At 64.9% G+C, this 20,717-nt stretch carries 12 protein-coding genes; 5 read left to right on the plus strand and 7 right to left on the minus strand.

Features of this window, described 5'->3' with window-relative positions:
• The first annotated feature begins 51 nt into the window (after positions 1-51).
• Genes NR187_RS05075 through NR187_RS05085 form a run of 3 tightly spaced genes read left to right on the plus strand, consistent with a single transcriptional unit; the run spans position 52 to position 4,107 of the window.
• The gene (locus NR187_RS05075) at positions 52-657 is read left to right on the plus strand and encodes a K(+)-transporting ATPase subunit C (protein WP_256805896.1); all 606 of its coding nucleotides are present in this window, start codon (positions 52-54) and stop codon (positions 655-657) included.
• Positions 658-697: 40 nt separating this feature from the next.
• Positions 698-3,421, plus strand: a complete 2,724-nt coding sequence (locus NR187_RS05080) for a sensor histidine kinase KdpD (protein ID WP_256805898.1) — start codon at positions 698-700, stop codon at positions 3,419-3,421.
• The gene (locus tag NR187_RS05085; RefSeq protein ID WP_211384331.1) at positions 3,418-4,107 is read left to right on the plus strand and encodes a response regulator; all 690 of its coding nucleotides are present in this window, start codon (positions 3,418-3,420) and stop codon (positions 4,105-4,107) included. The genes NR187_RS05080 and NR187_RS05085 overlap by 4 nt, the downstream gene beginning before the upstream one ends.
• Before the next feature lie 132 nt (positions 4,108-4,239).
• On the opposite strand, the gene NR187_RS05090 is transcribed toward NR187_RS05085, so the two are convergent.
• A complete protein-coding gene (locus NR187_RS05090) occupies positions 4,240-5,124 on the minus strand; it encodes a Ku protein (RefSeq protein WP_256805899.1) in 885 nt (294 codons plus the stop codon).
• A 119-nt stretch (positions 5,125-5,243) separates the two neighbouring features.
• Here NR187_RS05090 and ligD point away from each other — a divergent pair, with 119 nt between their 5' ends.
• On the plus strand, positions 5,244-7,904 hold the full coding sequence (ligD, locus tag NR187_RS05095) for a DNA ligase D (RefSeq protein WP_256805900.1): 2,661 nt from the start codon (positions 5,244-5,246) through the stop codon (positions 7,902-7,904).
• A 98-nt stretch (positions 7,905-8,002) separates the two neighbouring features.
• Here ligD and NR187_RS05100 read toward each other — a convergent pair whose 3' ends face one another.
• A complete protein-coding gene (locus tag NR187_RS05100) occupies positions 8,003-8,167 on the minus strand; it encodes a DUF3309 family protein (RefSeq protein WP_211384334.1) in 165 nt (54 codons plus the stop codon).
• A 172-nt stretch (positions 8,168-8,339) separates the two neighbouring features.
• Between NR187_RS05100 and NR187_RS05105 the strand changes: the two genes are divergently transcribed.
• A complete protein-coding gene (locus tag NR187_RS05105; protein ID WP_211384335.1) occupies positions 8,340-8,657 on the plus strand; it encodes a polyhydroxyalkanoic acid system family protein in 318 nt (105 codons plus the stop codon).
• A 3-nt stretch (positions 8,658-8,660) separates the two neighbouring features.
• Here the strand turns inward: NR187_RS05105 and treY are convergent, their stop codons facing one another.
• Genes treY through treS form a run of 5 tightly spaced genes read right to left on the minus strand, consistent with a single transcriptional unit; the run spans position 8,661 to position 20,706 of the window.
• The gene (gene treY, locus NR187_RS05110) at positions 8,661-11,447 is read right to left on the minus strand and encodes a malto-oligosyltrehalose synthase (RefSeq protein WP_256805901.1); all 2,787 of its coding nucleotides are present in this window, start codon (positions 11,445-11,447) and stop codon (positions 8,661-8,663) included.
• Position 11,448: 1 nt separating this feature from the next.
• Complete coding sequence (gene treZ / locus NR187_RS05115) at positions 11,449-13,203, minus strand: malto-oligosyltrehalose trehalohydrolase (protein ID WP_256805902.1); 1,755 nt, start codon at positions 13,201-13,203, stop codon at positions 11,449-11,451.
• Positions 13,200-15,278, minus strand: a complete 2,079-nt coding sequence (glgX, locus tag NR187_RS05120; protein WP_256805903.1) for a glycogen debranching protein GlgX — start codon at positions 15,276-15,278, stop codon at positions 13,200-13,202. The genes treZ and glgX overlap by 4 nt, the downstream gene beginning before the upstream one ends.
• 3 nt (positions 15,279-15,281) lie before the next feature.
• Complete coding sequence (glgB, locus tag NR187_RS05125) at positions 15,282-17,420, minus strand: 1,4-alpha-glucan branching protein GlgB (protein WP_256805906.1); 2,139 nt, start codon at positions 17,418-17,420, stop codon at positions 15,282-15,284.
• Positions 17,413-20,706, minus strand: coding sequence for a maltose alpha-D-glucosyltransferase (treS, locus tag NR187_RS05130; protein ID WP_256805908.1), 3,294 nt, complete (start codon positions 20,704-20,706; stop codon positions 17,413-17,415). Before treS ends, glgB begins: the two co-directional genes overlap by 8 nt.
• Positions 20,707-20,717: the final 11 nt, after the last annotated feature.

Raw genomic sequence — 20,717 nt, forward strand, 5'->3', positions numbered from 1 at the left:
CCCTGGAATGCTTCGCTTCGCTCGCAATGACGATATATTTGGAGACCTAACATGCTCAGAGAAATCCGCCCCGCCATCGTCCTGCTGCTGGTGCTGACCGCCATCACGGGCCTGGCCTATCCGCTCGCGATGACGGCTATCGCCGGCGCGATCTTCCCGGCGCAGGCGCAAGGCAGCCTGATCGAGAAGGACGGCAAGGTGATCGGCTCCGCCCTGATCGGGCAGGAGTTCAAGGACGACAAATACTTCCACGGCCGCCCCTCGGCGACGCTCGCGCCGGACCCGAACGACTCGACCAAGACGGTCTCGGCGCCCTACAACGCCGCCAACTCCGGCGGCTCCAATCTCGGTCCGACCAGCAAGGCGCTGGCCGACCGGTTGAAGGAAGACGTGGACAGGCTCAAGAGTGAGAACCCGAACGCGGCCGTGCCGGTTGACCTGGTCACGACCTCGGCCAGTGGTCTCGATCCGGACATCTCGCCGGAAGCTGCCGAATTCCAGGTGCCGCGGATCGCCAAGGCTCGGAATATGCCGGAAGACACGCTGAAGCAGCTCGTGGCCTCCACCACGCAGGGCCGTTGGCTCGGCCTGCTTGGCGAACCCCGCGTTAACGTATTGGCGCTGAACCTCGCGCTTGATCGTGTGGCCGCGAAGTAGCGCTCTATGCTAGGAATGCCCGGATGACTATATTGGCCTGATGGTCCGAGAGCGCCGCGATCCCGAACAACGGCCGTCTCCCGAGGCGCTGCTGGAAGCTGCGCGCCGGGAGGAGGGCGCGAGCGGCAAGTTGAAGATCTTTGTCGGCGCCGCCCCCGGCGTCGGCAAGACCTACGAGATGCTGCAGAGCGCCCACGCCAAGCGCAAGGCCGGCATCGACGTCGTGGTCGGCTTCGTCGAGACCCATGGCCGCGCCGAGACCGAGGCTCTGGTGCGGGGGCTCGAGGTGGTCCCGCGCAAGCGGCTCGACTACCGCAGCCAGATCGTCGAGGAGATGGACCTCGATGCGGTGATCGCAAGGCGGCCGAAAATCGCCTTGGTCGACGAGCTCGCCCACACCAATGCGGCTGGCAGCCGCCATCCAAAACGCTATCTCGACGTCGAGGAGCTGCTCTCCCACGGCATCGACGTCTACACCGCCGTCAACATCCAGCACATCGAGAGCCTCAACGACGTCGTCGCGCAGATCACCCATGTGCGGGTGCGCGAGACGGTGCCCGATTCGGTATTCGACCGCGCCGATGCGATCGAGCTGATCGACCTCACGCCTGACGACTTGATCCAGCGGCTGAAGGAGGGCAAGGTCTATGTGCCCAAGCAGGCCGAGCGCGCGCTGGAGCATTATTTCTCGCCGGGCAATCTGACCGCGCTGCGCGAGCTGGCGCTGCGGCGCACGGCGGAGCGGGTCGACGAGCAGCTGCTCACGCACATGCAGGCGAACGCTATCGCCGGGCCCTGGGCCGCAGGCGAGCGCATTCTCGTCTGCGTCAGCGAGGACCCGCGCGCTGCGAGCCTCGTGCGCTACACCAAGCGGCTGGCCGACCGATTGCATGCGGCGTTCACCGCGATCTCGATCGAGACACGGCGCTCGCTCCAGCTTTCCGACGAAGAGCGCGACCGGGTCGCCGATACGCTGCGGCTCGCGGAAGCGCTCGGCGGCGAGGCCCTGACCATCCCCGCCGTCGGCCGCCGCATCGCCGACGACGTCATCAATTTCGCGCAAGGCAACAACGTCACCCAGATCGTGATCGGCAAGTCGACGCGATCGCGGTGGTTCGAATTGACGCGCGGTTCCGTCGTGCATGATCTGGTGCGCAGTGCCGGCAATATCAGCGTTCACGTCATTCCCGGCGATGAGCTCGCGATCGAGCCCGCGCCGAAGTCGGCGATCCAGACCGCGGCACGTTCCGAGCCGTTTGACGCACGTCCCTATCTGAAGGCGCTCGGGATCACTGCGCTCGGCCTTGCCGCAGCGGTGGGCATCAAGCCCTATTTCGGCATCGAAAACGTCGACCTGATGTTCCTGACCGCGGTGGTCGCCGTGGCCGTTCGCTATGGGCTATGGCCGTCGCTCCTGGCGAGCATAGCGGCGTCGCTGGCGTATAATTTCTTCTTCCTGCCGCCGGTCTACACGTTCACGATTACCGATCCGACCAATGTCGCGGCGTTCTTCTTCTTCATGCTGATTGCGTTTGTGGTGTCGAACGTTGCGGGACGGGTGCGGACCCAGGCCGACACCGCGATCGGCCGCATCCGCACGACCGAGCAGCTCTATGCGTTCAGCCGCAAGCTTGCGGGCACCGCCACGCTCGATGACGTGCTGTGGGCGACCGCCTATCAGACCGCGCTGATGCTGAAGGTCCGCGTGGTGCTGTTGTTGCCCGAGGACGGCCTGCTCACGGTCAAGTCCGGTTATCCGCCGGAGGATGAGCTCGACCAGGCCGATCTTGCCGCCGCCAACTGGGCCTGGAGCAACGATCGCACGGCCGGCCGCGGCTCGGACACGCTGCCGGGTGCAAAACGGCTGTTCCTGCCGATGCGTACCGGGCGCGGCCCGATCGGCGTCATCGGCATCGACGACGATCGCACAGGTCCCTTGCTGACGCCGGACCAGCGACGGCTTCTCGACGCGCTGGTCGACCAGGGCGCGCTCGCGATCGAGCGCGTGCTGCTGGTCGAGGACATGGACCGCGTCAAGCGGACCGTCGAGTCCGAGCGGCTGCGCTCGGCGCTGCTGACCTCGATTTCGCACGATCTCAAGACGCCGCTCGCGTCCGTGCTGGGGGCCGCCTCGACCATGCGCGATCTCGCCGGGGCGTTGTCCGACACCGAGAAGCGCGACCTGCTCGCCACCGTGATCGACGAGTCCGAGCGGCTCAACCGCTTCATCGCCAATCTGCTCGACATGACCAAGCTCGAATCCGGTGCCATCGTGCCCAACACGGCGCTGCACGACCTCGGCGAGATCGTCGGCAGCGCGCTGCGACGGGCAGCCAAGATTCTCACCGCCCACAAGGTCGAGCTGGTGCTTGCCGCGGACCTCCCCATGCTCCAGCTCGATGCCGTGCTATTCGAGCAGGTGCTGTTCAACCTGCTCGACAACGCCGCCAAATATTCGCGGCCCGACACCACGATCTCGATCAGGAGCCAGCGCGACAGGGATCATGTGGTGCTTCAGGTCGCCGACGAAGGCGACGGCATTCCGCCGGACGAGCTCGAGAGCGTGTTCGACAAGTTCTACCGCGCGCAGAAGGGCGATCACGTCCGCCCGGGCACCGGGCTCGGCCTTGCCATCTCCCGCGGCTTCGTCGAGGCGATGCGCGGCACGATCGCGGCCGCCAACCGCAATGACCGGAGCGGCGCGGTCCTGACCATCCGTCTGCCTGTTCCGGCACAGACCCACTCATTGGATACCGCCGCATGAGCGCTGCCCCCATCAAGGTGCTGGTCATCGACGACGAGCCGCCGATCCGCAAATTGCTGCGGATGGGGCTGACGACGCAGGGCTATGAGATCCTGGAGGCGCCGAACGGCAAGACCGCGCTGGAAAAGCTCAGCGAAGAGCCCGCGCTTATCATCCTCGATCTAGGCTTGCCCGACGTCCAGGGCCACGAGCTGCTGCGCACCATCCGCGCCCGCAACGAAAGCGTGCCGATCGTGGTGCTGTCGAGCCGCGGGGACGAGGCCGGCAAGGTGCAGGCGCTCGATCTCGGCGCCGACGACTACCTGACCAAACCGTTCGGCATGGACGAGCTGCTGGCGCGCCTGCGCGCCGCGCTGCGTCACCAGTTGCAGGTCCAGGGCGAGCGCCCGATCTTTCGCAGCGGCGATCTCTCGGTCGATCTCGTCCGCCGCATCGTCAAGATCGGCGAGCGCGACATCAAGCTGTCGCCGAAGGAATACGATCTGCTGCGTGTGCTCGTGCAGCACGCCGGCAAGGTGCTGACCCATCGCTTCCTGCTCAAGGAGCTGTGGGACGAGCTGACCGACGCGCAATATCTGCGCGTCTATGTCCGCCAGCTCCGCCAGAAGATCGAGGCCGATCCGGAGCGTCCGCAATATGTGCTGACGGAGACGGGGATCGGCTACCGGCTGAAGGCGGGAGATTAGTGTATTTCACGCCGTAGGACTGAAGAGCGCGTTTCCGGCCATACCCGTCATTGCGAGCGCAGAGAAGCAATCCAGGCTGTCTCCGCGGAAAGATTCTGGATTGCTTCTCTGCGCTCGCAATGACGGAATGGGTTAACCCGCCTTCCGGTGTCGGGCTGTCGAACGATGCGTCTTCTTCGCGCTGCGGCTACGCCCCGTCGCGCGGCGCGCGTGAGCCTTCGCTGCCGTTTTCTTTCCGCCGCGTCCCTTCAGGCTCTGCTTCAGCGCGTCCATCAGGTTGACGACGTTGCTCGGCCGCTCTTCGGGCTCCGGCAGCTCGATCTTCCTGCCGCTGGCCTTGCGCTTCACTAGCGCCTTCAGGGCGTTCTCGTATTCGTCCTTGAACTTGCTGGGGTCGAAATGCGAGGCCTTGGTATGCAGGATGTGGCCGGCGAGCTCGACCATGTCCTTGGTGGTCTTCGGGTTCTTGATGTCGTCGAAGAACTGGTCCTCTTCGCGCAGCTCGTATGGGAAGCGCAGCGTGGTGCCCAGCAGGCCCTTGCCGAGCGGCTCGATGGCGATGATGTGCTCGCGGTTGGTGAGCACGATCTTGGCGAGCGCGACGCGGTCCTGGTCCTTCATGGCATCGCGGATCACGGCGAAGGCGTCGACCGCAGCCTTACCGTCGGGCGCGATGTAATAGGGGTGGTTGAGATAGCGCTGGTCGATCTCCTCGCTCGGCACGAAGCTCTCGATGTCGATGGTGTGATTGCTCTCGATCTGGAGCGCCTCGAGCTCTTCCGGCTCGATCTCGACATATTTGCCCTTTCGCAGCTCGTAGCCGCGCCCCTTCTGGTCGCTTTCGACGACGTCGCCGGTCTCGGCATCGACCATCTGCTGCTTGAGCCTGTTGCCGGTCTCGCGGTTGATCATGTGAAACCGCGTCTTCTCGGCCGCAGTGGTCGCGGGATAAAGCACGACCGGACAACTGACCAGCGAGAGCTTCAACGTTCCCTTCCAATAGGCACGGGGGGCCATTCCATTCTCCAGCGATTCCAAGGCTTTTCAGGAACTCCAACCGGGCTCCGGGGTTTTGGTTCCGGCTGGGACTTTTGCCGTGATAGGCTTTAACGCGATTAGATAATGCGGGACCGGTCGTGCTGCGAAAACTCTCCACCTACCGACAGAAGCGTGACTTCGAGAAGACACCGGAGCCGTCCGGCAAGACCGCAGTGGCGCCATCGAAGCAGCGGCGTTTCGTGATCCAGAAGCATGACGCCACCCGCCTTCATTACGATCTCCGCCTCGAATTCGACGGTGTCTTCAAGTCCTGGGCCGTGACGAAGGGTCCTTCGCTTGACCCGCATGACAAGCGCCTGGCGGTCGAGGTCGAGGACCATCCGCTCGACTATGGCGATTTCGAAGGCACCATCCCCGAGGGACAATATGGCGGCGGCACGGTGATGCTGTGGGACCGCGGCACCTGGGAATCGGATGATCCGGAAGCCGGCTTCAAGAAAGGCGATCTCAAGTTCACCCTGCATGGCGACAAGCTGCACGGAAGCTGGGTGCTGGTGCGCATGCGCAATGACCGCAGCGGCGGCAAGCGCACCAATTGGCTCCTGATCAAGCACCGCGACGAATATGCGGCCGAGGGCGAGGACATTCTCAGCGAGGACAAGTCGGTCGCCTCCGGCCGTGCGATGGATCAGATCGCCGAAGGCAAGGGCCGCGCGCCAAAACCGTTCATGCTGGCGAAGGGCGCCAGGACCAAGGCGGACGCGGTCTGGCAGTCCAACCGGGCCGACGAGACGAAAGGGCGCACGGTCATGCCGGCGCCGCGCACGGCCTTGAAGACCCGGAAGGCAGGGAAGACGACGACGGCCTCGAACGCCAAGAAGGTCGCGGAGATGCCGGACTTCGTGGCGCCGCAGCTCTGCACGCCAGTCGAGCGGCCGCCGGGCGGCGAGGGCTGGTGCCACGAGATCAAGTTCGACGGTTATCGCGTGCAGCTCCGCGTCGAGGAGGGCGAGGCGACGCTGAAGACGCGAAAAGGTCTCGACTGGACCGACAAGTTCGCCGCGATTGCGAAGGAAGCGGGTGTGCTGACGGACGTGATCATCGACGGCGAGATCGTCGCGCTGGACCACAATGGCGCACCGAATTTCTCCTCGCTCCAGGCTGCGCTATCGGACGGCAAGACCGACGAGCTCATCTTCTTCGCCTTCGACCTCTTGTTCGCGGACGGCCTCGATCATCGCCGTCTGCCGCTCGGCGAGCGCAAGGCGCGGCTGAAGGAACTTCTGGAAGCGCGCAAGCGCAAATCGAGCCAGATCCGCTATGTCGATCATTTCGAGAGCAGCGGCGACGCCGTGCTGCAATCGGCCTGCAAGCTCGAGCTGGAAGGCGTGGTGTCAAAGAAGCTGGACGCGCCCTATCGCTCCGGCCGCACCGAGAGCTGGACCAAGGCCAAATGCCGCGCCGGCCATGAGGTCGTGATCGGCGGCTACAAGACGACCAACGGCAAATTCCGCTCGCTGATGGCCGGCGTGCACCGCGGCGATCATCTCGCCTTCGTCGGCATGGTCGGCACCGGCTTCGGCGCGGACATGGTCAAGCGCATCATGCCGTCCTTGAAGGCCATGGAGGCGAAGCAAAGCCCGTTCGGCGGCAAGAACGCACCGAAAAAAGACCGCGAAGTGCACTGGCTGAAGCCGGAACTCGTCGCCGAGATCGAGTTCGCCGGCTTCACCGCCGACGGCAACATTCGTCAGGCCGCCTTCAAGGGGCTGCGGCAAGACAAGCCGGCGGAGGAGGTCGAGGCGGAGACGCCAGTTGATACCGAGCTCGCTGAGCCTTCGCCGAAGAGACGTTCTGCGCCAAACTCCAGCAAAAAGAAGGGCGCCGGCACTGCCGAGGTGATGGGCGTCTTGATTTCCAAGCCGGACAAGGAGCTGTGGCCGGACGGCGGCGACGGCGAGGGCGTCACGAAGCTCGATCTCGCGCGGTATTTCGAGGCGGTCGGCGGCTGGATGATCGAACATCTCAAGGGCCGCCCCTGCTCGATCGTGCGCGCGCCGGATGGCATCGGTGGCGAAAAATTCTTCCAGCGCCACGCCATGCCGGGGAGCTCGAACCTGCTTGAACTGGCAAAAGTCTCAGGCGACCGGAAGCCGTACTTGCAGATTGACCGTGTCGAGGGGCTTGCCGCGGTCGCGCAGATCGGTGGCCTCGAACTGCATCCCTGGAATTGCGCGCCGGGCGCGTATGACACGCCGGGCCGCCTGGTGTTCGACCTCGACCCGGCGCCGGACGTCGAGTTTGCCGACGTGGTCGAGGCGGCCAAGGAGATGCGGCAGCGGCTGGCCGATGTCGGCATGGAGAGTTTTTGCAAGACCACCGGCGGCAAGGGTCTGCATTTGGTGGTGCCGCTGCGCCATGGCGCCCGCGACAAGGTGAGCTGGAAGGAAGCCAAGGCCTTCGCGCAGGGCATCTGCCAGTGGATGGCCGACGACGATCCCGAGCGCTATCTGCTCAACATGTCCAAGAAACTGCGCAACGGGAAGATCTTCCTCGATTATCTGCGCAATGATCGCATGTCGACGGCGGTCGCGCCCTTATCGCCCCGGGCGCGCGATGGAGCGACCGTGTCGATGCCTGTGACGTGGGCGCAGGCGAAGGGCGACCTCGATCCGAAGCGGTACACGGTGCGGACCGTGCCGGGATTGCTCGGCCGCTCGAAGGCGTGGGAGAATTATGATGATGCGGCCGCGCCCATCAAGGCGGCGATGAAGAAGCTTGCGGCGAAAACGAAGTAGGGTGGGCAAAGCGAAGCTTGCCCACCAGCTTTCCTGCGTCGCGAGGAAGAGGTGGGCACGGCGCGTTGCGCCTTTTGCCCACCCTGCGATGTCAGTCGCTAGATCCGTCCCATCAGCAGCAGGATCAGCAGGATTACGATGATTAGCCCGAGGCCGCCGCCGCCGTAATAGCCGGTGCCGTAGAACGGGCCGCCGCCGATGCCGCTGAAGCCGCCGAGCAGCGCGATGACCAAAATGATCAGGATGATTGTACCGATAGACATGCGAATCTCCTCCAGCCCTTCGTCAAAGGGTTGCTATGTTGTGCTCAGGGCAACTTGCCGCAGGTTTTAAAGTTCCAGATATGAAACAGGGCGTGGCTGGTAAGGCGGATGGAACCTTTGGCCTCGCGACCGGCATGACTATGTGAGGATCAATCACTTACAGGGCAGGGCCATGTCAGCACCACTTGTCGTTTCCATCCCGCATCGTCTCGGCCGCGAGGAAGCGGTGCGCCGGCTCAAGACCGGGCTCGGCCGTGCCGCAACAAGCATTCCCGTGATGCAGGTCGAGGAGGAGCGCTGGAGCGGCGACACCATGAATTTTCGCATCCGCGCAATGGGCCAGGTCGCGACGGGGCAGGTCGACGTTGCCGACGACCATGTCAAGGTTGAGGTGGTGTTGCCCTGGCTGCTGCAGCGCTTCGCCGAGATGGCGCAGGCCACGATCCGCAAGCGCGGCCAGTTGCTGCTGAGCAAGGACGGAAAAAGCTAGCGTTCAAGCGCGGGCGCGCTGCCGGACCGGCTTCGCCGCACCCGCGGTTCGTGCCGCGATGACGGCTGCGGGGAAATTGCGAAAAGCCTGCGCCAGCGACAGATCGTTGCCCGCGAGATCCGGCACGTCGTAGCCCGCGACGTCGACGGTTGCGTCGAAACCATCGTGTGTCGGCCATTCGCGTCCTGCTTGCGCGAAAGGTGCGAACTGGCGGCCGACCAGGATGATGGCCGCGGCACGGCCATGCCGGCGGACGAACGCGACCACATGGTCGGCATGGGCGCCCCGCACCTGAAGCGGCTGGTAGTCGCCTCGGGCGAAAACGTCAGGAAGCTCGTTGCGCAGCTTGAGGAGGTGGCGCGTCCAGGCCAGCTTGAGCCGGCCGTCGGGCCAGCTCTTGATCAGCTTATCCCAATCCGGATCGTCCAGCGTACTCAGCGCCGCGTGGCGCGCGGAAAAATCCACCGGGCGGCGGTTGTCGGGATCGACCAGCGAAAGGTCCCAGAATTCGGTGCCCTGGTATAAGTCGGGCACGCCGGGCAGGGTCGCCTTGAGCGTGAGCTGGCTGAGCGCGTTCAGCGCCCCAAGCAGCGCGATGCGGCGGGCCAGGGTCTGCAGCGCCTCCAGAAATTCGGCTGATTGCGCAGGATCGAGAATCTTCGCGATGAAGCTCGTTACGCCGCTCTCATACGCCCCATGGGGGTTGAGCCAGCTCGTCTCTTCCTTGCCCTCGCGCGCGGCCTTGAGCGCATAGGCCTGGATACGCTCGACGAAGCCGGCATCGGCCTTCTCCTGAAGCGGCCAGGCGCCGAGCAGGGTCTGGTAGAGCATGTATTCGAAAGTCGCCGACGGCGCGCGCAGATTGCCGTCGAGCGCGAGGTGCGGGGCGTTCAGGACTTTCCAGCGTGCCACGGCGCTGGTCCATTCGCCGGGAATTTCACTCAAGGCAGCGATCCGCGCGCGGGTGTCCTCGCCGCGTTTGGTGTCATGCGTGGCGGTCGCCGTCATCCCTTGCGGCCATTCCCTGGCGCGGGCCTGCATGATCTCGTGGAAAGCGCCAATGGTGAGGCCCTTGCTCGCGGGATCGCCGCCAACCTCGTTCAGGGCCAGCAGCCGGTGGAATTGATAGAAGGCGGTGTCCTCCAGCGACTTCGCCATCATCGGCCCTGTGAATTGCTGCACCTTCAGCGCAAAGCGGCGCACCCGCGGGGCGCTGTGCGGGAGGCGGCCCGGCTTGAGCAGGTCCATGGTGAGCGCATCGCGCAGGAAATCGAAGATGCCTTCGTCCGCGGCGAACCATTCCGCACGGGCGCGCACAATGGTGTCGTCGATCAGCTTGCGATCATGCGCCGCCGGCGCGCTCGTCGTCAGGTAGGTACGGTACACCGGGAAATGCAGCACATAGAGCTCGAGCGCCTGCCGCAGGCTGTCGGCGGAAAAGTCGCGGGTCGAATAATGGCCGTTGGCGATGCGCGCGAGCAGGCGCGTCAGCACCGTGAATTCGCTGGTCAACAGCGTCTCCAGCACGCGCCGCTTGGCGTCCTTGACGTACGGCGCGAGCCGTGGCGGCCGGTTGCTGATCTGCCGCCAGGTTTCGTCCAGGGCCTCCAGCCCCTTGGCGTCGACGAGGACGTGAGTGATGGCGTTCATCCACTCATAGCCGGTGGTGCCCTGGACGCCGGCGAAGTGCGGCAGGCGCTCGTGCTCGCACAGGATCTTCTCGATCACCGTATAGAACGGCTTTGTCTTGCCCTGCGCGTCGCGCACCAGCCGGCGCAGCCGCTGGCAATATTGCGCGGGATCGCGCAGGCCGTCGATGTGATCGAGGCGGATGCCTTGCAGTCTGCCGTCGGCAACGAGTTGCTTCACCAGCCGGTGCGTTGCGGCGAACGTGCCGGCATCCTCGACGCGCAGCCCGGCGAGGCCGTTGACGTCGAAGAAGCGGCGATAATTGATGTCGCTGGAGGCAAGGCGCCAGTGCCCGAGCTTGTAGTGCTGGCGCTCCAGCAGATGATGCAGCGTCAGCGTCTGCGCGGGACGGTCCTTGGCGGCGCGATAGGCATCGAGGCCGCGCGCGACGAGGTCGGCGCTGCCTGCGATCTCCCTGAGTTCGGCCTTGAAGCCCGGCGCCTCCTTGCGATTGGGACGGCGCAGTCCCGTGTAGCGGGCCGCGAGCGACAGCAGGCGCTTGCCGGCCTCGGTCTCGGCGGCGTCGGCTTCCTTCACGATCATGCGCAGCAATTCGCCGTAACGCTCCGGCGCGATCGGCAGGCGATGCTCGAAATACCAGGCGGAAAAACTGCCTTCGTCCGGGTCGTAGCGCAGCTCGATATCGCCGCGCTCCAGTGCCTCGCCGTAGGATGCGCCGAGGATCGGCAGCAGCACGCCGTCGCGCGCACGGAAGGCCAATTGATCCCAATCGATGTCGAAGGAGACTGCATGGGGCGATGCCTGGCCCCATTCCAGTACGTCGAGCCACCAGGGATTATCGGCAAAATGCACGCCGACATGGTTGGGCACGAAGTCGATGATGAGGCCGATATCGTGCCTGGTCAGGGCCTCGCTCAGCCGGACAAAACCGGCCTCGCCGCCGAGCTCCGGATTGAGCTGGCTGTGATCGACGGTGTCGTAGCCATGGGTCGAGCCCTTGCGCGCCTTCATCACCGGCGAGGCGTAGAGATGCGTGATCCCCAGCGCCTTGAGATAGGGGACGATTGCGGCGGCCTTGTCGAAGTCGAATTCTGCGGTGAGCTGGAGCCGGTAAGTTGCGAGAGGGATTGCCGAAGGCATATCAATCTCCGAGATGCCAGACCACCGACCACGGCGAAAGCCGGTCGCCGCTTGCACTGCCCCAGATCGGCGTGCCTGCATTGCCGCTGGCGTACGGGATGTCCTTGTCGGACAGATTGGCAGCGAGGCGCAGCGTCGCGCCGTCGCCGAGACGCCAATGCGCGGTCAGCAGGCCGCTGTCGGCCGCCTCGGCATCGCCGAACCTCGCCCCCTTCAGCCGGGGCGCGATCTCCTTGTGGCGAAGCGCGAGCAGATCGCGCACCAGCGCAAGCCGCACGGCTTGCTCCGGCGTGTGGCCGGTCCAGTCGAGCACGGCCGATTGCGGCGTTGCCGGATCGAGCGGGTCGGGCACCTCGTCGCCGTAGGTCTCATAAGCCCAGGCGTATTCCTGACGGCGGCCCTTGCGGACGGCGTCGGCAAGACCGCCCTGGAAGTCGCAGAAGAACGGGAAGGGCGCGGTCGAGCCCCACTCCTCGCCCTGAAACAGCATCGGCACCATCGGCGCGAGCAGGGTCACTGCCAGCGCGGCTTCGATCTGCTGCGGCGATGCCAGGCTCTCGAGCCGGTCGCCGAACGGCCGGTTGCCGATCTGGTCGTGGTTTTGCAGGAAGTTGACGAAGGTTGCGGGCGGCAGCTCGCCGCTGGTCTCGCCGCGCGGCTGCTTGCCCCAGAATTCCGAGATCTCGCCCTGGTAGACGAAGCCGGAGGCGAGGGCGCGGGCGAGATCGAGGCGCGGCGTTTGATAGTCGGCGTAATAACCGGCGGTTTCGCCGGTCAGCATCACGTGCCAGGCGTGGTGATAGTCGTCGTTCCACTGTCCGCGATATTTGCCGTTCGGCGGCTCCTGCGCAGCGTCGAGCAGGCTGGCGCGGTTGTCGCCGTTCTCCAGCACGAGATGGATGTGCCGCCCCGTCGCCTTGGCAAGCTCGCCTGCGGCGACGCTGAGGTCCTGCAGCATCGACTGCTCGCCGGGGATTGCCATGATGTGATTGGCGGCATCCAGCCTCAGACCGTCGAAGCGGTAGTCGCCGAGCCAGGACAGCGCGTTCTCGACCGCGAAGGCGCGCACCTGCGGCACGCGATAATCGATCGCGCTTCCCCAGGGCGTGTGTGCGTCGGCGAAGAAGGACGGCGCATAGCGGCCAAGGTAATTCCCCTCGGGGCCGAAATGGTTGTAGACGACGTCGAGGAACACCATCAGCCCGCGCAGATGGGCTTCGTCGATCAGCGTCTTAAGGTCATCAGGGCGGCCATAGGCACTGTCGGGCGCATACCACAGCACGCCGTCATAACCCCAGCCGCGGCGGCCGGCGAAATCGGCCAGCGGCATCAGTTCGACCGCGGTGATGCCGGTCGCAACGAGATGGTCGAGCCTGTCGATCATCGCGCGGTAGGTGCCTTCAGGGGTGAAGGTGCCGACATGCGTCTCGATCAGCGCCGTCTCTTCCCAGGGACGGCCGCGCCAATCGCGCGCACGCCAGGTGAAAGCATCGTGATCGATCACCTCGCTGGGGCCGAACACGTCGTCGGGCTGGAATGCAGACGCCGGATCGGGCACGTCGATCTCGTCGTCGATCCTGAACTTATAGGTGCTGCCAACGGCCAGGTTGGGAATCTCGGCGACATACCACCCCTCCTGCCGGCGCTGCATCGCGTGCCGTCTGTCGAGCAGCAGGTCGACGCGCCGCGCACCCGGCGCCCACAGGCGGAACGACAGGCCGTCCTTCGTCGGCCTTGCCCCGAAGGATGGCCTCATAGCGCCCCCGCGAAAGCGAGCACGGAGCGCGGCGGCGCCTTGCTGTCGCTTCCGGGCGGGAAGTCGATCGTGTTCAGCATGGCGTCGGTCGTGTTCAGGATCTGCTGCCAGCTCTTGTATTCGGTCATTTTGGGCAATTTGAATGCGATCTCTTCGGGGGCGGCGTTCAGTACGATAAAGATCGCGGCGCTGCCCGGTTCCATCGGCCCCATCACATAGGAGAGAAACCGCCCCTCGGGAAACTTCCAGTCGCTTTCCGTCATTTCGTCGCCGGCCGGCGTCAGCCACAGCGCACCGTATGAGATGCCGTCCTTGGGGCGGCCGTCGAGCCAGCGATGGCTGCGAAGCTGCGAGAACCGGCGGCGGATGTCGGCGAGTTCGGCGACGAACTCGATCATGTCGTCGCCCTCCTTGCCGAGATTGTCCCAGCCGACCCAGCCGACCTCGTTGTCCTGGCAATAGGCGTTGTTGTTGCCGGATTGCGAATTGCCGACCTCGTCGCCGGCGAGAATCAGCGGAATGCCCTGCGCCAGCATCAGGCAGGCCAGCCCGTTCTTGCGAAGCTGTCGGCGCAGGCCGATAATTCCGGGATCGTCGGTCGGGCCTTCGAAGCCGCAATTGTTGCTGTGGTTGTCGTTGGAGCCGTCGCGATTGTCCTCGCCATTGGCCTCGTTGTGCTTCTCGTTGTAGCTGAAGAGGTCGGCCAGCGTGAAACCGTCATGGACGGTGATGTGGTTGATGCTGGCGCGCGGCCGCCGTCCGTCATGATTGAACAGGTCGGACGATGCCGTCATGCGGCTGGATATGTCGCCGATCAGGCTGCCTTCGCCGCTCCAGTAGCGGCGCATGGCGCTGCGATAGCGATCGTTCCACTCCGACCATTGCGAGGGAAATGCGCCGACCTGGTAGCCGCCGAGGCCGAGATCCCAGGGCTCGGCGACGAGCTTGACGGACGCCAGCACCGGGTCCTGCCGGATAGCGGTCAGGAACGAGATGCCGCGGTCAAAACCGTTCGGACCGCGTGCGAGCGTGGTGGCAAGGTCGAACCGGAAGCCGTCGACGTGGCAGACCTCGACCCAATAGCGCAGGGAATCCATCACCATCTGTAGCACGCGCGGGTGGGTGAGGTTCACCGACGAGCCGCAGCCGGTGAAGTCGTCGTAGAAGCGCGGGTTGTCGCGGTTCAGCCAGTAATAGGAGGCGTTGTCGATGCCGCGGTAGCACAGCGTCGGGCCGAGGTGATTGCCCTCGGCTGTGTGGTTGTAGACGACGTCGAGCATCACCTCGATGCCGGCATCGTGCAGGCGTGCGACCGTGGTGCGGAAGGAATCGAGCGCGTTGTCCTGGGCGTAGCGCTGCTCGGGCGCGAAGAAGGACAGGGTGTTGTAGCCCCAGTAATTGGCGAGCTTCTTCTCCACCAGGATGCGGTCGTCGACGAAGCTGTGCACCGGCAGAAGCTCGACCGTGGTGACGCCGAGCTTCTTCAGATGCTCGATCATCGCCGGCGAGGACAGGCCCCCATAGGTGCCGCGCAGATTCGGCGGCACGTCGTCGCGCTTCTGCGTCAGGCCCTTGACGTGGGCCTCGTAGATGATGGTGTCTTCCCAGGGGATGTTGGGACGGATCTCGCGGCGGCCCCAGTTGAAGGTCTCGTCGACCACGACGGCCTTGGGCATGCCGCGCGCATTGTCGCGCCGGTCGAAGGACAGATCTTCGCGCGGGCTGCCGGTGCGATAGGCGAAATGCGCGTCGCTCCAGACCAGCCGCCCGGAAAGCCGCTTGGCATAGGGGTCGAGCAGCAGCTTGTTGGCGTTGAAGCGATGACCCTGCTCGGGCTCGTAGGGGCCGTGCACGCGGTAGCCATAGAGCTGGCCGGGCGAGACATCGTTGAGATATCCATGCCAGACGTCCTCGGTTCGCTCCGGCAGCTCGATGCGCTCGAGCTCGCGGCGGCCTTGCGTGTCGAACAGGCAGAGCTCGACCTTGTGGGCGTTGGCGGAGAACAGCGCGAAATTGGTGCCGCGTCCGTCCCAGCTTGCGCCGAGGCGTGCGGGCGATCCAGCAGTCAGACGCATCGGTCAGCTTTCCGGAACGAGGAAGATCGCGGCGAGCGGCGGAATGGTGAGGCGGAGCTCGCCATTGACCGCCTGGACCTCGCCGATATTGCCGACATTGCTGCCGCCGTAATGGGCGGAGTCCGAGTTGAGAACTTCCTTCCATTTGCCGCCGAACGGCACGCGAACGCGGTAGTTCTGGTAGACGTTGGGCGAGAAATTGATGATCACCATGCACCTGGCGTGCTCGTCGAATCCCTTGCGCAGCCAGGCGAACACGTTGCGGTTGGCGTCATCCGTGACCAGCCATTCGAAACCGGCCTGGTCGCAGTCCATCTGGTGCAGAGCCGGCACCGCGCGATAGAGCCGGTTGAGGTCGCGGATCAGCGCCTGGATGCCCGAGTGGAACTTGTATTCGAGCAGGTGCCAGTCGAGCGACTGGTCGTGATTCCATTCGCGGCTTTGCGCGATCTCCGCGCCCATGAACAGCAGCTTCTTGCCGGGATGGCCGAACATGAAGCTGTAATAGGCGCGCAGATTCGCAAAGCGCTGCCATTCGTCGCCGGGCATGCGGCCCAGGATCGAGCGCTTCCCGTGCACGACCTCGTCATGCGACAGCGGCAGGATGAAGTTTTCCGAGAAGGCGTAGTGCAGGCCGAACAGGATGTCGCCGTGATGATGCTTGCGGTGGATCGGATCCTTGCTGATGTAGTTCAGCGTGTCGTGCATCCAGCCCATGTTCCACTTGTAGCCGAAGCCGAGCCCGCCGAATTCGACCGGGCGCGAGACCTGCGGCCAGGCGGTGGACTCTTCGGCGGCCGTGGTTGCCTGCGGGAAGCGGGCGAAGACTTCCGTGTTGAAGCGGCGCAGGAAGTTGATCGCCTCGATGTTTTCCCGGCCGCCATACTGGTTCGGAATCCACGCGCCTGGCGGCCGGCTGTAGTCGAGATAGAGCATCGAGGCGACCGCATCGACGCGCAGGCCGTCGATGGCGTAGCGCTCCAGCCAGAACAACGCGTTCGACACCAAGAAATTCGTCACTTCGGTGCGGCCGTAATTGTAGATCAGCGTGCCCCAGTCGAGATGGCGGCCCTGGAGCGGATTGGCGTGCTCGTAGAGCGCGGTGCCGTCGAAGCTGCCGAGCCCGTGAGGGTCGTCCGGGAAATGGCCGGGCACCCAGTCGAGCAGGACGCCGACGCCCTCCCGATGGCAGGCATCGACCAGCGCGGCGAAATCCTCCGGCGTGCCGAAGCGGCTGGTCGGCGCATAGAGGCCGGTCGGCTGATAGCCCCAGGAGCCGTCGAACGGATGCTCGCTGACGGGAAGGAATTCGAGATGGGTGAAGCCCATGTCGCGGGCATAGGCCGGCAGCTGCTCGGCGAGCTCGCGATAGGTGAGCCATTCACCGCCGTTCTTGCGTCGCCATGAACCGAGATGAACCTCGTAAATCGACATCGGCGCCGACAGCGCGTTGATGCCGTCGGGAATCGGACGCGGCCGAGGCAGATGCGCCTCGTCGAACACGATGGAGGCGGTCTTCGGACGCACTTCGCTCGCAAACGCCATCGGGTCGGATTTCAGCGGCAGCAAGTGGCCGTGCGGCCCAATGATCTCGAACTTGTAGTGGTCGCCCGCCTTGGCGTGCGGAATGAACAATTCCCAGTAGCCGGCGCCGCGCACCCGCATGGGATGGCGCCGCCCGTCCCAGAAGTTGAAGTCGCCGACCACCGACACGCGCCGCGCATTGGGCGCCAGCGCCACGAAGCCGATGCCGTCGATGCCTTCGAGCCGCATCGGATGCGCGCCGAGCTTGTCGTAAAGGCGCTGATGTGTGCCCTCGCCGAGCAGATAGAGATCGAAATCGGTCAGGATCGGCGGGAAGCGATAGGCGTCCTCGAACTCGACGACGTCGTTGCCGAACTTTGCGCGGAGCTGATAGCGCTTCGAGCCGTTCGGCAGGGCGCCGACGAACAGGCCCGAAGCATGGACGCGGTCGAGCGTCGCCACCTCGCCGTGCTCGCCGACCGCCTCGACATTGGAGGCTTCGGGAAGAAACGCGCGTACCACGCTCTTGCCGCCCTCGGGATGCAGCCCGAGATAGTGGAAGGGGTCGGAATGGCGGCCCTCGATGATCGCGTAGGCTTCGGCTGGGAGTTTAGGCATGGGCTTCGCTCTCGGTACTGGTCAGAATGCGAAGCAGTCCGGACAGCGGCGCATGGAGCCCCTCAGGCCGGTGGGACAGCTCGTACTCTACTTCGTCGAACGCTCGATCAAGCAGGAAAAACCTTAACAGGCCTGCCGCGGATTGCCGCTCTTCCGGCCACAGCCGCCGATCGGTCATGGCTTCCCGGTAGGCGGTGAGGAACGTCGCGGCGGCGCGCTCGCGCCATTCGTCGAGCGCGGCCGTAAGCCGGCCCTGCTCGTCGGAGGCGCCCGCGAGCGCGCGGTAGAGCGCCGCGTTGACCGAAAGATCAATCGAGCGGATCAGGCCGGCGACGTCACGCGCGGCAGGTGCCTTGCGCCGCTTGTCGGCCAGCGGCAGACGCGGATCGCCGTCGAAGTCGATGATGAAGATGTCGTCCTTCACGATCAGAGTTTGCCCGAGGCGGAAGTCGCCATGATGACGGATGTTCAATCCGCCGATGTCGGATGGCAAGAGCACATTCAGCCGGTCGGACAGCGTCGCACGCGCCGCCGTGAGCTGATCGATCAGCGGCCGGTCCGCCTCGCGCAGGCCGTCGCGGCTGTCGGCCAGCCGTTCGAAGACGCGTTCGGCCCGTGCCTTGAGGTCGGATGCCCAGCGCTTGGCGTGTGCGGAGCCGATCGGCTCCGGCGCGAGATCGCCGGGCTTCGCGGCGGCGAGAGCCACATGCAGTTCTGCGAGCCGCCTGCCGATCTGCGCCATGAAGTGCAGATAGGGTGCCTGCTCCTGGGTCTCGTGCGCCATCTCGCCCGGCGGCAGTACTCGCTGCTCGTCGATATAGCGGTCGAGATAGCCGGCAGTGACGGCCCAGCCGTCGCCCTGGTTCTCGACATAGGCGTGCAGCACGCCGAGCGCGCTGCGGCTGTCGCCTTCGACCAGCTCGACACTGCCGAGCAGCGCCGGCGTGTTGCTAAAGCGGGCGACCTCGGTGAGGTAGGTGCCGATCTCGATCTCGGGATTGATGCCGCTTTCGAGCTGGCGATAGATCTTGGAGACATACTGGTTGTCGACCAGCGCGGTGCTGTTGGACTGCTCGACGGCGCGGATGCGCTCGGGCTCCTTGATGGAGTAGTCGGCGAACCGGCTGGTCGCCTTGAACTCCAGCCGGAGATTGTTCTCCTCCACCACCAGGTTCTGCGACAAATTGCGCAGGAACAGACCTATGAAGATCTGCTCCGTCGCAACGTCGAGCAGTGTGCCCTCGCGCGCGCCCTGGCGGACGGCGGCGAGCGCCTTCGGGTTGAAGCGTTCGCGGTCGAAGCGCACCCACTCGATCTGCATCGGCAGCACGTAGCGCGTCTTGACCTCGTCCCGCGCCGTCTCGAAAAACGCGATCCAGGGCCGGTTGTCGCCGATGTCGCAGAACGGCACCGCCGAGGTCAGCGTCGGCTTGATGTGCTTGGGATTTTGCTCGGGAAACCAGCGCGTGCGCGACAGGAATCCCGGCAGCACCTCGTGCTCGAACACGCCGCGCTCGCGCGCCAGCGACACCCAGGTCGAATTCACCGGCACGACCAGCGTCTCGAATTCCGGCACCGCGCTTGGTGTCACTGGCTCGGACTTGTCGCGCTCCTGGAGCTGGAACCAGTAGAACCCATAGGGTCCGAGCGTGATCATGTAGGGCAGTTCGCCGATCGCGGGGAAGCGGCTGCGGCCGAGCATTTCCTGCGGGATGCGGTCCTTCCACGGCGACAGGTCGAGTTCTGTCGCTTGCGCAGCGCGCGAAAGATTGGCGACGCAGAGGATCACCTCGCCGCGATACTGACGGACATAGGCCAGCACGGACCGGTTGGCCGGACGGATGAAAGTCATGGTGCCGCGGCCGAAGGCGAGCGTCGACTTGCGCACCGAGATCAGGCGCTTGGTCGCGCTGAGCAGCGAGGACAGGCTGCGCGACTGTGCCTCCACGTTCACCGATTCGTAGCCGTAGACGGGGTCCATGATCAGCGGCGCGTAGAGGCGGGCCGGGTCGCAGCGCGAGAACCCGCCGTTGCGGTCAGGGCTCCACTGCATCGGCGTGCGCACTCCGTTGCGGTCGCCGAGATAGATGTTGTCGCCCATCCCGATCTCGTCGCCGTAATAGATGATCGGTGTGCCGGGGAAGGACAGCAGCAGCGAGTTCATCAGCTCGATCTTGCGGCGGTCGTTGTCCATCAGCGGCGCGAGGCGGCGGCGGATGCCGACATTGATGCGGGCGCGGGGATCGTTGGCGTAGGTGGTCCAGAGATAGTCGCGCTCGACGTCGGTGACCATCTCCAGCGTCAGCTCGTCATGGTTGCGCAGGAACAGCGCCCATTGGCAGCTCGCCGGAATATCCGGCGTCTGGCGCAGGATGTCGGTGATCGGGAAACGGTCCTCCTGCGCGATCGCCATGTAGAAGCGCGGCATCAGCGGGAAGTGGTAGGCCATGTGGCATTCGTCGCCGCGGCCGAAATATTCCTGCACGTCTTCCGGCCATTGATTGGCCTCGGCCAGCAGAAGCTTGCCCTTGGAGTAGGAATCCAGCTCCTGCCGCAGCCGCTTGATGATGGCGTGCGTCTCGGGGAGGTTCTCGTTCGAGGTGCCTTCGCGCTCGCACAGATAGGGAATGGCGTCGAGCCGGAAGCCGTCGACGCCGGCATCGAGCCAGCGCTTCATCACCTGGATCAGCGCGCTGACGACGCGCGGATTGTCGAAATTGAGGTCCGGCTGGTGCGAGAAGAAGCGGTGCCAGTAGAACGCACCGGCCTCGTGATCCCAGGTCCAGTTGGACTTTTCCGTGTCGGTGAAGATGATGCGGGTGCCCTGGTATTTTTGGTCGGTGTCGCTCCAGACATACCAGTTGCGGGCGCTCGAGCCCGGATGGCTGCGGCGCGCGCGCTTGAACCACGTGTGCTGGTCCGAGGTGTGGTTGACGACGAGCTCGGTGATGACGCGCAGGCCGCGCTTCTGCGCTTCCTGGATGAAGCGCTTGAAATCCTTCATCGTCCCGAAATCGGGATTGACCGAGCCGTAGTCGGCGATGTCGTAGCCGTCGTCGCGGCCGGGCGAAGGATAGAACGGCAGCAGCCACAGCGCGGTGACGCCGAGCTCCTGAAGATAGGGCAGCTTTTCGGTCAGCCCGGCGAAGTCGCCGACGCCGTCATGGTTGCTGTCGGCAAACGCCTTGACGTGGAGCTGGTAGATGATGGCGTCCTTGTACCAGAGCTCGTCCACGATCTCGGCAGCCTCGGCTTTCTTGGTGTCGACGGAAGACAGAACATTCATGGCGTGGCCCC

The sequence above is a fragment of the Bradyrhizobium sp. Bra64 genome (assembly GCF_024519875.1).
GTDB classification, from domain to species: domain Bacteria; phylum Pseudomonadota; class Alphaproteobacteria; order Rhizobiales; family Xanthobacteraceae; genus Bradyrhizobium; species Bradyrhizobium japonicum_G.

Bases quoted from the DNA above. Each gene is read 5' to 3' on its own strand.
- NR187_RS05075 (WP_256805896.1), top strand. From the start codon at position 52: ATGCTCAGAGAAATCCGCCCCGCCATCGTCCTGCTGCTGGTGCTGACC.
- NR187_RS05080 (WP_256805898.1), top strand. From the start codon at position 698: ATGGTCCGAGAGCGCCGCGATCCCGAACAACGGCCGTCTCCCGAGGCG.
- NR187_RS05085 (WP_211384331.1), top strand. From the start codon at position 3,418: ATGAGCGCTGCCCCCATCAAGGTGCTGGTCATCGACGACGAGCCGCCG.
- NR187_RS05090 (WP_256805899.1), bottom strand. From the start codon at position 5,124: ATGGCCCCCCGTGCCTATTGGAAGGGAACGTTGAAGCTCTCGCTGGTC.
- NR187_RS05100 (WP_211384334.1), bottom strand. From the start codon at position 8,167: ATGTCTATCGGTACAATCATCCTGATCATTTTGGTCATCGCGCTGCTC.
- NR187_RS05105 (WP_211384335.1), top strand. From the start codon at position 8,340: ATGTCAGCACCACTTGTCGTTTCCATCCCGCATCGTCTCGGCCGCGAG.
- treY (WP_256805901.1), bottom strand. From the start codon at position 11,447: ATGCCTTCGGCAATCCCTCTCGCAACTTACCGGCTCCAGCTCACCGCA.
- treZ (WP_256805902.1), bottom strand. From the start codon at position 13,203: ATGAGGCCATCCTTCGGGGCAAGGCCGACGAAGGACGGCCTGTCGTTC.
- glgX (WP_256805903.1), bottom strand. From the start codon at position 15,278: ATGCGTCTGACTGCTGGATCGCCCGCACGCCTCGGCGCAAGCTGGGAC.
- glgB (WP_256805906.1), bottom strand. From the start codon at position 17,420: ATGCCTAAACTCCCAGCCGAAGCCTACGCGATCATCGAGGGCCGCCAT.
- treS (WP_256805908.1), bottom strand. From the start codon at position 20,706: ATGAATGTTCTGTCTTCCGTCGACACCAAGAAAGCCGAGGCTGCCGAG.